Below are 13562 nucleotides of genomic sequence, written 5' to 3' on the forward strand. Positions count from 1 at the left end.
ATCGGTTATTTCTTCATTATTGATGTGAACAGGTCTGACTCGATGAAGCGCTGCAACCACGCCTGCAACCGCACATAAGGCGTCTGCCCGAACCACTGGCGATCCACGTGGGCGAATTGCCGTACGAACGGCATCAGGGCGACATCCGCCAGGCTCGGGTACTCGGCTAGCAGGTAGTCGCGCCCCTCCAACAACTCATCCAGCTTACGCAAGAACACCTCGCCCTCGGCGCGATAAACAGCCATCGGCTGCTCGGGGTAACGCTCGGCGTACTTGTAGCGATTCAGGTGCACCTTGAACACCTGATCGTTCTCTTCGATCAGTGCGGCGCTGTGTTCCTGTCCTTGCGGATCATCCTTGAGCAACCAGTCCTGCGGATCATTCTGCGCCAGCGCCCAGCGCATGACTTCCAGGCTTTCATCGATCACCCGGCCATCCAGACTCAGCACCGGCACTGTGCCTTTGCTCGACAGTGCGAGCATTTCGGCCGGTTTGGCCTTGAGGCTGACCTCGACGATATCCACCTCAACCCCTGAATAACGCAGCGCCATGCGTGCGCGCATGGCGTAGGGGCAGCGGCGGAACGAATACAGCGTATTCATTTCACCTCCAGCGTACTCAGGCCGTTGCCTTGACGGTGAACCTGAATCTGCACCGGAATTCGTTCATGCATTTCCTGCACGTGGGAAATCACTGCGACCTTGCGGCCCTGCGCTTGCAGACCGTCGAGGGCGTCCATGGCCAGTTGCAGGGATTCCGGGTCGAGGCTGCCGAAGCCTTCGTCGATGAACAGCGATTCGATTTTCAGCGTGCTCGACGCCATCGACGCCAAACCGAGCGCCAGGGCCAGCGACACCAGGAACGTCTCGCCGCCGGACAGCGAATGCACCGAGCGCAGTTCATCGCCCATCTCGGTGTCCATCACCAATAACCCGAGCATGCTGCCGCCACGTTTCAACCGATAGCGCCGTACCAGTTGCCGCAGCTGGACGTTGGCGTGATGCACCAGCAGGTCGAGGTTGTAGGCCTGGGCGATCTTGCGGAAGGTGTCGCCGGTGGCCGAACCGATTAGCGCATTCAAGCGTGCCCAGCGCTGGTATTCGGTGTAGGCGTCGGCGATCTGCTGCGCCAGGGCCTGATTGGCGTTCTGTCGACGCTGATCCTCGGCCTGTTCGGCGCGCAATTCGGCGCAGCGGTGCTCGCTGGCGGCGAACAGGTTTTGCAGCTCGGCCAGCGTCGTGGCCAGTTGTTCTGCGTCGAGATTGCCGTTGTGCTGCGCCTGATGATCGAGCAAGCGCTGATCGCGCTCCTGCAGCAGCACCTTGGCTTGCTCGATGGCTTTTTCGCTTTGCTGCAATTGTTGACGCAGTTCGCTGACGTGTTGGTCATCGACGCTCAACAGATCTTCCAGTCCGCCGTCGTCCAGCTCTGGATGCTGCGCACGCCAGTCGGCGATCTTGCCGCTCAACTCACGGTCCTCAGTTTCCAGGGCCTGCGAACGTTCCTGCTGCGCCTTGAGTTCAGCGGCCAGTTGCACCAACCGCGTGCGCACGCTTTGCAGTTCCTGATTGGCCGTCGCTTCGGCACTGCGCGCCTGCTCGACGGCCTGATCCAGTTGCTGCTGCCACTGTTCGGCGCTGGCATGTTCGCCCAGCAGTTGCGTCAGTTTTTCCTGGCACGCCTGTTGCTGCCCGGCCAGCGCCGTGAACTGTTGCTGCGCGGCGTCCAACTGTTGGGTGCGGGTCTGCTGTTGGTACTGTTCTTTCTCCAGCGTCTGCTGGCGTTGTTGCTGTTCGCCGAGTTCATCGCGCTGCTGGTCAAGTTGTTCCAGGCGCTGAGCGATCTGCCGGTCAAGCTGCATGAAGGTCGCGGCGGGTTCGTTGCGCAAGGCCTCCAGCGTGTCGGCCGGGAGCAGGGTGCTGAACGCCGCCAGTTCATCGTCCAGGCGTTTACTATCGCTGCTCAACTCGCGTTGCTGGTTGAGCAGGTGTTGTGTGGCCTGTTGGTTTGCTGCTTCGGCGCTGCGCAGTTGTTGCGCCAGGCGTGCGGCATCCTGTTGCAGGGTGAGCAGGGCGGTTTGCCGTTGTTCATCCTGCGTGATGCTCTGGTTCAACTGGCTGCTTTGTTGCGTTAGCCAGGCATCGCGTTTACTTGCGTCCTGCGCCAACAGTTGCGCGGACAGTGGGTGCGCTTCCAGGCTTGGCGTCAGGCCTTGTTGCTGAGCCGCGAGCTGTTCTTGCTGTTGCAGCAGTTCTTTTTGCTGAGCAATCAAACCGCCGACTTCTGCGCGCAGATCGGTGAGTTTTTCCTTGAGCAGGTCCACCGCTTTCTGAGCGTTGGCCTGTTCGCTTTCATCATGCCGGCCGAGGCTTTGCAGCAAGGCTTCAGGCTGATGATAAGGATGGTCCGGGCTGCCACAAACCGGGCACGGCTGATCGTCCTGCAACTGCGCGCGTAGTTCTTCGACGCTGGCACTGCGCGCCAGACGCTGACGCTCCAGCAGTTCGCGGGTGACGGTCAGGGTCTGTTCGGCGACGCTCAGTTCTGCCTTGGTCTTCACCCCGTCCTGGGTCAGACGATCGCGCTCTTGCTGAGCGGCGAGTTGCCGCTGCTGCAGCTCGGCACCGCGTTTGTCCAGTTCCTGCTGGCTGGCCCACAGTCGTGTCAGTTCTTCAAAGGCCCGCAGTTGCTTGCGGTTGTCCTGCAACAGGCTGCCGAGAATCTGAATCTGCTCGGCCACTGCTTCAGGCTCGGCGCCGGCCTCTTTGTACAGCACCTCAAGGCTCTGGCGTTGTGTTGCCAGCTCCTCGGCGGCGCGGGCGGCGCTTTGCTCCAGAGCGATCAGTTCGGCCTGGCCCTTGTTCAGGCGATTGCCGATCAGCATCAGTTGTTGCAGGCGATCGCGGTAGGCATTCCAGGCATCGCTCAACGGCGCCAGATGGGTGCTTTGCTCAAGCTCACCGGCAATCCGCTGCAACCGTTCGGCGACCTGTTTCTGTTGGTCGAGCAAACCCTGAATCGTGCCCTGGCCCTGAGTGCAGGCCAGTTCCGCCTGCTGCTTGAGGTCGGCACTGAGGCTGGCGTCCTTGACCAGACGGGTGAGGGCGCTTTGCTCTTCGAAGGCCTGACGCAGCAGTGGCGCGCTGGAGGTGTGTTGGCTTTGCGCGTGGGTCAACGCCGTTTGGGCGGTGCTCAGGCTCTGTTCGAGTTGATTCTGTCGTTCGATCAGCTCGCTTTGCTGTTGCGTGTGCTGCTGAATCTGCGCCGCCAGCGGGGTGAGCTGGGCGGTGAGTTCGATCTTGCGTGCGAACTGATGCCGTTGCGGGGCCAGTTGTTCCAGACGGTTCAGCTTCAAGCGCTCGCCGGCCAGGCTGCTCCAGTGTTGCTGGGCGGAGTGCAGTTGCTCGGTGGCGCTCTGTTGCGCGTCCTGCACCTGGCGCAGGTCCTTGAGCCAAGTGTGTTGCAACTCCAACTGTTTGAGCTGCGCCTGTTGGGTCTTGAGTTGCTGCTGAGCATCGTTGAAACGTTCATCGAGTTCGGCCCGGGCTTCCGGCGACAGCGGCGTGACCCCGGTGGCCTGATCCTGCAATAACTTGTGGGCTTCGCGAGCTTCTTTGGTCTTGTCGAACGCGCGGCGACCGAGACGGGTGTAGAGCGCGGTGTCGGTGAGCTTTTCCAGCAGTTCGCTGCGGTCGTTGTCGTCAGCCTTGAGGAAGGCGCTGAACTCGCTCTGAGCCAGCATGACGGCGCGGGTGAACTGTTCGAAGTTCAGGCCCAGCGCGGCTTCGAGCTGTGCTTTGTATTCGCCTTTCTGGCTGGCCAGCAGTTGATCCTGATCGATGTCGCGCAGGCTCTGGCGACTGGCTTGCAGCTTGCCACCGGCCTTTTCCCGAGCGCGGTTGGCCTCCCAGCGAGCGCGATAGCGGCGACCGTCGATGCCGACGAAATCCACTTCGGCATAGCCTTCGCCGGTGCCGCGACGCAGCAGGGTGCGCGGGTCGCCGGTGCCGATTTCGCCATCGGCATCCGGGACCTTGGCGTCGCGGCCGGTGTTGTTCAGGCGCGGCACGGCGCCAAACAGCGCCAGGCACAGGGCGTCGAGCAGCGTGCTTTTGCCGGCACCGGTCGGCCCGGTGATCGCGAACAGACCGGCACTGGCCAAAGGCTCCGCGGTGAAGTCGATTTCAAACGGCCCGGCCAGGGAAGCGAGGTTTTTCAGGCGGATCGCGAGGATCTTCATGGCTGTTCGCTCTCCATCTGCACGTCTTGCAACAGCTCGGCGAAGTCCTTGAGCGTTTGCTCGTCGACCTCACTGCCGTAGTTGTCCTGCCAGGCGCGGCTGAACAGTTCCTGGGGCGTCATCTGATCCAGTTCGATCAAGGTTGTGCCGTCATCGACGCCGTCGCGGCTGCCATTGCCGGCATATTCGGCGGCAATTCGTACCAGCCGCACGGCTTTGCCTTGCAACGCCGTTTCCACTTGATGGCGCAGGTCCGGTTGCGGTTCGTCGAGACGGACCCGCACTTCCAGCCACGGCTGGCGCTGGATATCGGCGAGCAGGTCGATGTTGGGCAGGTCGGCCAGTTGCAGCAGGATTTCCGCCAATGGCGCGGAGCCGAGGCGTTGCAAGTGGACGGAACGCGGAATCAGGCGCGGTTCGACGCTGACCAATGTTTCGCCATCAAGCTGAATGTCGAGGATCTGATGCTGGTAATTGATCTCGGAGAACGACAGCGGAATCGGCGAGCCGCAGTAGCGGATGCGCTCTTCACCGTTGACCTTCTGCGGCTTGTGCAAATGCCCGAGGGCGACATAGCTGATGCTCGGCCCGAACAGACTGGCGGGCAGGGCTTCGGCGTTACCGATGATCAGGCTGCGCTCGGAATCTTCCGAGACCGAACCGCCAGCCATGTGCGCATGGCTGATGGCGATCAGCGCCTGGCCCGGCTTGCGTTTGGCGTTGGCCGCTTCGATCAGCCATTCATGAACCTGGCCGATGCCACGCAAATAGTTATCGCCCAAATGCGCACCCGTCACTTCGGCGGGGCGCAGGAACGGCAGCGCCAGGCACCAGGCGACGATTTCACCGCTGACATCAGGCAGCGGCAACAACAGGCGTTCGGCATCCAGTTGACCGTCATCGAGCCACAGCACGCGACCGAGGGCGTGAGTGCGCAAGCGCCGCATCAACGGCGCGGGCAGTTCGATCCGCGAACCAGAGTCGTGGTTGCCGGCGATCATCACGATGGTCAGCAACGGCTGCTGTTCGTGGGCACTGACGATGAAATCGTAGAGGCGTTCCTGGGCTTTGACCGGCGGATTGACCGTGTCAAAGATATCGCCGGCGATCAGCAGCACATCGGGCTGATCCAGCTTCAGCTGACGCAGCAGCCAGTCAAGAAAACAGGCGTGCTCGAAATCGCGCTCCTGGCCGTGCAGGTTCTGCCCAAGGTGCCAGTCGGAGGTGTGAAACAGACGCAAGGCGTACTCCGTAGGAAATAAGGTAATGGCCGCGAGGAAAATGACAGCGACTAAAGAGGGGAGAGTTTACTGGCAAAAGGTCGGGAATGCAGAAGGGCAGAAAAGATCGCAGCCTTCGGCAGCTCCTACGGGTGTACGCCATTCCAAGGTAGGAGCTGCCGAAGGCTGCGATCTTTTGATTCTATTTCGGATAAAGCGGCGGCAACCCGGTATCGCCAACCAAGTCTTGAACCCCTTCGGCCGTCGGGATTGCCCGAATTGCGCGCCAGAGATCCTCACCCTGCCAGTACTGGCCGGTTTCGCTGTACAGCGCGCCATTCAGGCCGTCCAGCGCATCGGACAACGGCACAAAACGCGCCGCCATGTCGGCCAGGGTTTCCGGTTGTTGTCGGGCCCAGGCGTCGAGGGCCTGGCGGGTGGCATGAGTATCGTTGGCCTGGCAGGCGCGTTTGAGGTCGTCGAGCAAGGTGCGTGGGCTCGGGCCGGTCTGCGCCGCTCGCAGGATCGCCGGTTGCCAGCGGGCGCGCCACCAGAGGCCGAAGCCCAGCAGGGTGGTGCAGGCCAGAATCACTGTGCTGAGTTTCCACCACCAGAGGACTTCGTTGCTGGCGCCGGACATTACCTGCGGGTTGCCCGCCGGGGTATCGACGATCAGGCTTGGATTGCTCGCCACTTGCAGTGTACGGGCCGGCAGGCTGCTGTGTTCCAGGTGATCCTCGAAGGTGTTCCACCAGACCACTTCAACGCTCGGCAAATCAATGTTGCCGGTGCGGGTCGGCACCAGGGCTTCACGGTCCTCGCGACTGCCGATCAAGCCGCGTTCGCTGCTTTGGTTGCCCAGTACCGGCTGATCCGGGTAGCGCCGCAGGCCGTTGATCTCGGTGGCGGGCAACGGTGGTAGTTGCGAACTGGCGAGGCCTTCGGCGTTCAGGGTCAGGCTGCGGGTCAGCGAGTAGCCGACCTGCGCATTATCCGGTTCCGGGCTCCAGCTTTCGCTCAGGCTCAGGCTGCGGGCCGGCAGCCAGGGCACATCGGCTGGATACGTGCCGGGTTTGGCCTTGACCGTCAGCGGGATCTCGGCGGATTTGACGCGCATCTGCTTGCCCGGTTTTGGCCCTTGGGGTGTTGCGTCTTGGGACGGTCGGGTATCGACTGGGGTTGCACTGAACATCTGCGCTGGAATAACCAGTTCACCGCTTTGCTGCGGGTAGATCGCATAACGCATTTCGATCACGCCATGGCGCAGTCCATTGATGACTTTTTCGTAGGTGCGCGAGTCGCCCAGCTGTTCGATGCGCGCATCGGGAATCTGCAACGGGGTCAGGCTGCTGTCGTCGTACAGCGACACCGAATGGTAAATGCGCAAGGTCAGGATCGCCTGAGCCTGCACATAGACGCTGTTCTGGTCGAGGCTGGCCTCAATGAACACTGGCGCCAGTGTGTTGCTGCTGTCCTGCGCTTCGCTCTCGATCACTTGCACGGTAATCGGCTGACTCTGGACGTCGCCCAGTTGCAGCGATGGAATCACCACGCTGCCGTTTTGCCGGGGCAGCAGGGTGATGATCCAGCGCGTGGTCGCCTGAGTGTTGCCGTTGAGGGTGTTCAGTTGGTTGACTTGGCGAGTGCCGCGCACTTCGAACAGCGGCTCCAGAGGGGTCAGGTCGGGTTTGCCGAACTGGGTCACGTCGCTGGTTTCCAGGATCAGTTCGACCGTCTCGCCGGAATTCAGGCGGCTGCGATCGACGCTGGCGACCAGTTCCGCAGCCTGGGCCTGAGCGGTGCAGAGCAACAGGGCCGGCAACAATGCGAGCAAGTAGGCGGTGAAGCGGGTCATCGAGTTTTTTCCTGATCCTGATGTTGTTGCTGTTCGTACCAGAATTTGCGTCTGAGCAGTTCGCCGGGGTCATCCGGGATCTTGCGCAGCCATTGCTCCAGCGCCTGGCGCTGTTCGCCTTCAATCATGTCGCTGGCCGGGCGCCGCGGTGGCGTGGTGCTTTGCTCATCGCCCAACTCGCTGCCCGGGACTTCATTGGCACCCGGTTGCGGTGGCGTCGTGGGCGGCTGCTCGGCGTCCGGCGTGGTTTGCTCGGCGTCGGTTTTCGGCTCGCCATTGCTGGGTTGGGTGGCGCTGCCCGGCGGCGGTTCCTGGGTGATGGTTTCGGTTTTGCCATCGGCGGTTTTGTCCGGCTCGACGGGCGGCGCTGAGGTTTTCTGCTTGAGCAGGCTTTCCACCAGTGCCTTGTTGGTCAGGGCCGGGCGCAGATCCGGTTGACGTTCCAGCGCTTGATCGTAAGCATCCAGCGCCGCTTCCAGCTCACCGCCTTTGGCCAGGGCGTTACCCCGATTGTAGTGGGCGTGGGCGTCGTTGCCTTGGGCAAACCGCTGGGCGGCGCCACTGTAGTCGCCGGCGTTATAGAGCGCCACACCTTGCCACTGCGGATCTTCGAAATGCTGCGCGGCCTCGGCCGGGCGCTTTTGTTTGAGTAAGTGCAGGCCTTGCTGATCGGGACGCAGCCACAAGTCTTCGAAATCGAAGGCGTAACTCGGTTGCGGCAGCAGGAACAGCAGCGGCAGGCAGAACAGCCAACCCCGGCGCCCGGCACAGGCGGCCAGTAATAACAGCGGCAGCAGCAGCCAGTAGCCCTGATCGGCCCAGGTGTCGAGGCGCAATGTCTGGCCGTCGTTGCGCAGATCCCGTGGGCCATCGAGCAGGCCAAGACCGCGCAGGTCGGCATCGTCCAGACGCGCCTGGCGATAACGTCCGCCCAGGCCATTGGCAAAGGCTTTCAGGCTGGGGCCGTCCAGACGGGGCACCAGAATTGCGCCCTGGTCATCCTTGAGGAAACTGCCATCGTCCTGCGCGACCGGCGCACCTTCGGCGGTGCCGATACCGAGCATCAGAAATTGCGTGGACTTGTCGTCCAGCGCCTGACGAACCCCTTGGCGTTCCTGTTCCGTCAGCGACGAACCGATCAGCAGGATCCGACCCTGGCCGAGGGCGCCCTGATCCAACAGCGCAAGGGCCTTGGCCGCCGCCAGATCGGCACGATGACCGACTTGGGGCATCAGCGACGGCTTAAGTGCGTCCAGCAGGTTGCGGCTGGTCGACAGGTCATCCGACAGCGGCACCAAGGTGTGGGCACTGCCGGCGTAGACGATGATTGCGGTCTGGGCATCGCTGCGGTTCTGCAGCAGGTCGAACAGTTTGCGCCGGGCCTGTTCCAGTCTGTTCGGTGCGACGTCGGTGGCGAGCATTTCCGGGGTCAGCTCAAGCAACACCACCAGCGGATCGGCGGGTTTCTGACTGGTTTGTTCGACACGCTGCCAGCTCGGCCCCAGGAGGGCCAGCACGGTCAGCACCCAGGCCAGGCCAAGAGCGACCCATGGCAGTTTGCTTTCTCGACCGCTGCCACCACTGAGCAACGCGGCATGGAAGGCCGGCGGCAGAATCATTTGCCAGCGACCGGCGCGTTTCTGCCGATGCCAGAGTTGCCAGAGCAACCAGCCCAGCAACGGCAACAACAGCAGCCACCAGGGGCGGAACCAGTGCGGCCAGAGCGCAATCATCGGCGCCTCCGCAGACGCAGGCGTTTAAGCCGCTGACGCCAGTCGGGCAGTTGCGTTTGCAAAAACAGCTTCTTGGTAAACAGCCGTTGCAACGGGTTGTCCGGCCAGCGCTCGCGGATCACCAGCAGCATGCTCAACAGCAGCGCCATCGCCAGAGGCCAGTGATACAACGCTTGGGCCGGGCGGGCTTGGGTGGGTTGCTGGGTCACCGGCTCCAGTTTGTCGAGGGTGCGCTTGATCGCCTGCAATTCCTCACCGTCGCGGGCGCGGAAGTACTGGCCGCCGGTGGCTTGGGCGATGGCTTTCAAGGCTGGTTCGTCGAGGTCCAGGCTCGGGTTGATGCCCAGGAATCCCAGGGTGCCACTTTGTTCCGGATCGGCGCCGATACCGATCGGGTAGATTTTCACGCCTTCGTTGGCCGCCAGTCGTGCGGCGGTCAGCGGATCGATCTCGCCGCCGTTGTTGGCGCCATCGGTGACCAGAATCAGCACGCGGCTTTGTGCCGGGCGTTGACGCAGGCGTTTGAGGGCCAGGCCGATGGCATCGCCGATGGCGGTGTTCTTGCCGGCGATGCCGATTCGCGCTTCGTCGAGCCACACGCGAACGGTGTGCCGGTCGAAAGTCAGTGGCGCTTGCAGATAGGCCTGACTGCCGAACAGGATCAAGCCGACCCGGTCGCCGTCGCGACTTTCGAGAAAATCACCGAGTAAATGCTGCACCAGTGACAGTCGGCTGACGTCTTCGTCCTGCCACTGCATGTCGGGGAAGTCCATGGAGCCGGACACGTCCACCGCCACCAGCAGATCGCGGCCACTGGCGGCAACCGGCAGGGGTTCGCCTAGCCATTGCGGACGCGCCGCGGCGATCAGCAACAATAGCCACATGAGGATGAACGGGGCTTGTTGACGCCAGGCCGGCAGATTCGCCCGGGCACGGCGGCGAGCGAGGCCTTCGAGGTCGCTGAGGAAGCTGACTTTGAGCGCCGGTTCGCCACTGTCGGCGACCGGCAGCAGCACCCGCATCAGCCAGGGCAGGGGCAGCAGGGCGAAGATCCACGGCCAGGCGAACTCAAACATGTTTGCGAATCCAGGTGTCGACGGCTTGAGTCAGGCCGGCGATGGCCTTGTCGTCGAGTTTGCATTCGGGTTTGTAGGCGCCTTCCACCAGTACCATCCAGCGCGTAAGGCCAGCGGCCGGGCAGCGGTTATCGAGGAATGCCAGCCATTTGCGCCCGTTAAGGGTGTGGCTCTGGCTGTAGGGGTAGTGGTTGCGGCACAGACGTTTGAGCAACCCGTTGAGTTGCTGCAGCCAGGCACCGGCCGGGGCACCGTCGTAGGGTTTGGGCATCCGGGCGAGCTCGGCCAGCGCAGCGAGACGCACCGGGTCCAGCGGTTGTTCGGCGCGGACGACAGGGCGCTTGTTCGGAATGAAACGGCGCAACTGCCACAGGCCGAAACCGATCAATGGCAGCAATAACAGCAGCAGCCACCAGCCCGGCGCCGGCGGCCAGAAGCCGATAGGTGGCGGGGAAATCAGCGGTTGCAGCTGATCGAGGCTGCTCATCGACCTTTCCCCGGACGTTGAGGGTTCAGGTATTCGCGCAGTTGCTCGACCATTTCGCTTTGGGTACTCAAAGGCATCAGCAATATCCGCAACTTCTGCGCCAGCAGCTCCCAGCGGGCGATGCGCGTTTCAGCTTGTGCGCGATAAGCCTGGCGCAAGTCGAAATTCAACGTGTCGAGTTCCAATTGCGCACCGCGTTCCGCGAAGCGTAAAAGCCCGGCAGCGGGCAGGGCGTGATCCAGCGGATCGGACACGGGCAGCAGCAACAGGTCGCAATGGCGTGACAACAGGCTCAACTGCTGCTCGGCACCGTCGGACAAGGCGCGTTCATCGCAGATCACAATCACCAGGCTGCCAGGGCGCAATACTTCCCGGGCGCGGCGCAGGGCAATACCGAAGGCGTCGCGGTCCGGCTCGCGTTCGGTGTGCAACGACTGATTGACCCGCACCAGTCGGTTGAGCAATTGCAGCAGGCTCTGTTTGCTGCGTCGCGGTTTGATCTCGTAGTGCTCGTCGTCGCCGAACACCAGCCCGCCGACCCGGTCGTTATGGCCCAGCGCTGCCCAGCCAATCAGGCTCGCTGCCTGGGCGGCAAGCACCGATTTGAACATCAGGCCGGAGCCGAAAAACAACCGGCGGCTCTGTTCGACCATGATGAAAATCGGTCGCTCGCGTTCTTCATGGAACAGCTTGGTGTGGGGTTCCTGGGTACGGGCGGTGACGCGCCAGTCGATGCTTCGCACATCATCACCGGCCTGATAGACCCGCACCTGATCGAAGTCCACCCCGCGCCCGCGCAGTTTGGAGTGGTGCAGGCCGATCAGCGGGCTGCGCTGGCTCGGCGTGGAAAACAGCTGCACTTCACGCACGCGATGACGCATCTCGATCAGCTCGGCGAGGCTGACACGGATGCCCGGCTCGGGCGGCAGGGGGGCGTTCATCGGGGTCAAGCGACGGCTACGACGTCGAGAATCCGCTGGACCACCCGGTCCTGGTCGATGCCAGCGGCTTCGGCTTCAAAGGAAAGAATGATGCGGTGGCGCAACACATCGAACAGCACCGCCTGAATGTCTTCCGGGCTGACGAAGTCGCGACCGGCCAGCCAGGCGTGAGCCCGGGCGCAACGGTCCAGGGCAATGGAGCCGCGCGGGCTGGCGCCGTAGGCGATCCATTCGGCCATTTCCGGGTCGAACTTGGCCGGCGTGCGCGTGGCCATGACCAGTTGCACCAGGTATTCCTCCACGGCGTCGGCCATGTACAACCCGAGGATTTCCTTGCGCGCGGCGAAGATCGCCTGCTGGCTGACTCGGCGTTCAGGTTTGGTTTCGCCGTGCAGCGCTTCGCCGCGAGCCTGTTGCAGAATCCGGCGCTCGACGGCGGCGTCAGGGAAGCCGATTTTTACGTGCATCAGGAAACGGTCGAGCTGGGCTTCGGGCAGCGGGTAGGTGCCTTCCTGCTCGATGGGGTTTTGCGTGGCCATGACCAAAAACAGCGGCGACAGGTCGTAGGTGCTGCGCCCGACACTGACCTGGCGTTCGCCCATGGCTTCAAGCAGGGCCGACTGAACCTTGGCCGGGGCACGATTGATTTCGTCCGCCAGCACCAGATTGTGGAAAATCGGACCTTGCTGGAACACGAAGCTGCCGGTTTCCGGGCGATAGATTTCCGTGCCGGTGATGTCGGCCGGTAGCAGGTCGGGGGTGAACTGGATGCGATGGAACTGTGCTTCGATGCCTTCGGCGAGCTCTTTGATGGCCTTGGTCTTGGCCAGCCCCGGGGCGCCCTCGACCAGCATGTGGCCGTCGGCGAGCAAGGCGATGAGCAAGCGCTCGATGAGTTTTTCCTGGCCGAGAATCTGCGTTGAAAGAAAGGTTCGCAGCGCGAGCAGCGCTTCACGATGTTCCATCGATGACTGTTCCTGGAAAGGGTGACCGAAGACGTTCGAATAACGCCAGGGCTGGGGGCGTTACTTTAATCCATCGCAGGGTGCGGCGACTAACGGCATTTTGTGCAAAGTGCGGGAATTGATGGGCGAAATTGTTGGAAGTTTGTAGTGCGGGCCGGGCGGTGGCTGTTCTGGCCTCATCGCGGGCAAGCCCGGCTCCCACAAGTTTCAGCGGTGTGCTTGCAATCTTTGCAACACATCAGACCCTGTGGGAGCGGGCTTGCCCGCGATGAGGCCCGCCCGAACACCATCAGAGCTGGCTTATATAAGTCCCAGTCCCCTTGAGGATGTTCTGCAAGGTTTCTTCAACTTCAGCCAAATCCTGCGCATCAGTGCTATGCAGAATTTCCAGCGAATCTTCGCCATCGAGCACATCGGCGTCCGCGGCGGCGATTTCGATCAGCAGGCGGTCAGGGCTGAGAGTGACTTTCACCCCGTTGAGTGCCGAAGGCTTGTCGTGGAAGATGATCTCCAGCTCATCCTCGTCCGGAAAACGGCTCATCAGGAACATTTCGCCCTCGGCGCTGTTGCAGCAGAGCATGGCCAAGTTGTCTTCTTCTTCGTCGCACGGGTTGACGATCAAGAGGTCAGTTGTCATTTGCATGGGAAAATCCTGGCTCGGCGAGCGTGGTGAACGTAACAAAAGACAATTCTGCCAGCCCTCGGGAATTTCTGCTCGGCTGAGTGTCAGAAGATGTGTCGTGAGCATTCGGGGTGTTACTGGTCATTTCTGGTACGGATGTGCCGTAAAACCGGGCATAAAACGCCCATTTTCCTGCATGACTGCTAGTGTTGTTCGAGGCATGGACCGCCGTTTACGTGCCGATGACCGAATATGTCGCAGCGCTGCAAGCACAGCCCTTGCTGCACTCGTTAAGCTGCGCTACGGATGAGCACCCGTAAAGGCAGTGCGCTATAGATCGCGCAGTCGTTTTTGCAGATGCCCATTCAATGGAAGGTGAATGTGACCTGAGTGTCTCGTCCAGCTTCACCCACCTGTCATCCT

The 13562-nt window shown here is 62.1% G+C and carries 10 protein-coding genes; all 10 read right to left on the reverse strand.

Annotated features, from left to right (window positions below):
• Positions 1-5: 5 nt before the first annotated feature.
• The gene (locus F6R97_RS29045; RefSeq protein ID WP_315867530.1) at positions 6-602 is read right to left on the reverse strand and encodes a glutathione S-transferase; all 597 of its coding nucleotides are present in this window, start codon (positions 600-602) and stop codon (positions 6-8) included.
• The gene (locus F6R97_RS29050) at positions 599-4240 is read right to left on the reverse strand and encodes an AAA family ATPase (protein ID WP_315867531.1); all 3642 of its coding nucleotides are present in this window, start codon (positions 4238-4240) and stop codon (positions 599-601) included. The genes F6R97_RS29045 and F6R97_RS29050 overlap by 4 nt, the downstream gene beginning before the upstream one ends.
• A complete protein-coding gene (locus F6R97_RS29055; RefSeq protein ID WP_315867532.1) occupies positions 4237-5481 on the reverse strand; it encodes an exonuclease SbcCD subunit D C-terminal domain-containing protein in 1245 nt (414 codons plus the stop codon). The genes F6R97_RS29050 and F6R97_RS29055 overlap by 4 nt, the downstream gene beginning before the upstream one ends.
• A gap of 181 nt (positions 5482-5662) precedes the next feature.
• A complete protein-coding gene (locus F6R97_RS29060; protein WP_315867533.1) occupies positions 5663-7315 on the reverse strand; it encodes a BatD family protein in 1653 nt (550 codons plus the stop codon).
• Entirely contained in the window at positions 7312-9048 is a 1737-nt protein-coding gene (locus F6R97_RS29065) for a tetratricopeptide repeat protein (RefSeq protein ID WP_315867534.1), read from the reverse strand. The genes F6R97_RS29060 and F6R97_RS29065 overlap by 4 nt, the downstream gene beginning before the upstream one ends.
• Entirely contained in the window at positions 9045-10124 is a 1080-nt protein-coding gene (locus F6R97_RS29070) for a vWA domain-containing protein (RefSeq protein ID WP_038984066.1), read from the reverse strand. The genes F6R97_RS29065 and F6R97_RS29070 overlap by 4 nt, the downstream gene beginning before the upstream one ends.
• Positions 10117-10611, reverse strand: a complete 495-nt coding sequence (locus F6R97_RS29075; RefSeq protein WP_038984065.1) for a DUF4381 domain-containing protein — start codon at positions 10609-10611, stop codon at positions 10117-10119. Before F6R97_RS29075 ends, F6R97_RS29070 begins: the two co-directional genes overlap by 8 nt.
• Positions 10608-11552, reverse strand: coding sequence for a DUF58 domain-containing protein (locus F6R97_RS29080; protein ID WP_038984064.1), 945 nt, complete (start codon positions 11550-11552; stop codon positions 10608-10610). The genes F6R97_RS29075 and F6R97_RS29080 overlap by 4 nt, the downstream gene beginning before the upstream one ends.
• Positions 11553-11557: 5 nt before the next feature.
• Complete coding sequence (locus F6R97_RS29085; protein ID WP_007901181.1) at positions 11558-12517, reverse strand: AAA family ATPase; 960 nt, start codon at positions 12515-12517, stop codon at positions 11558-11560.
• A 289-nt stretch (positions 12518-12806) separates the two neighbouring features.
• Positions 12807-13160 carry a hypothetical protein gene (locus tag F6R97_RS29090; protein WP_038984062.1) on the reverse strand — a complete coding sequence of 118 codons (354 nt, stop codon included), beginning with the start codon at positions 13158-13160 and terminating at the stop codon, positions 12807-12809.
• Between the last annotated feature and the right edge of the window lie 402 nt (positions 13161-13562).

This window comes from Pseudomonas sp. JV414 (assembly GCF_032424305.1).
GTDB classification, from domain to species: domain Bacteria; phylum Pseudomonadota; class Gammaproteobacteria; order Pseudomonadales; family Pseudomonadaceae; genus Aquipseudomonas; species Aquipseudomonas lini.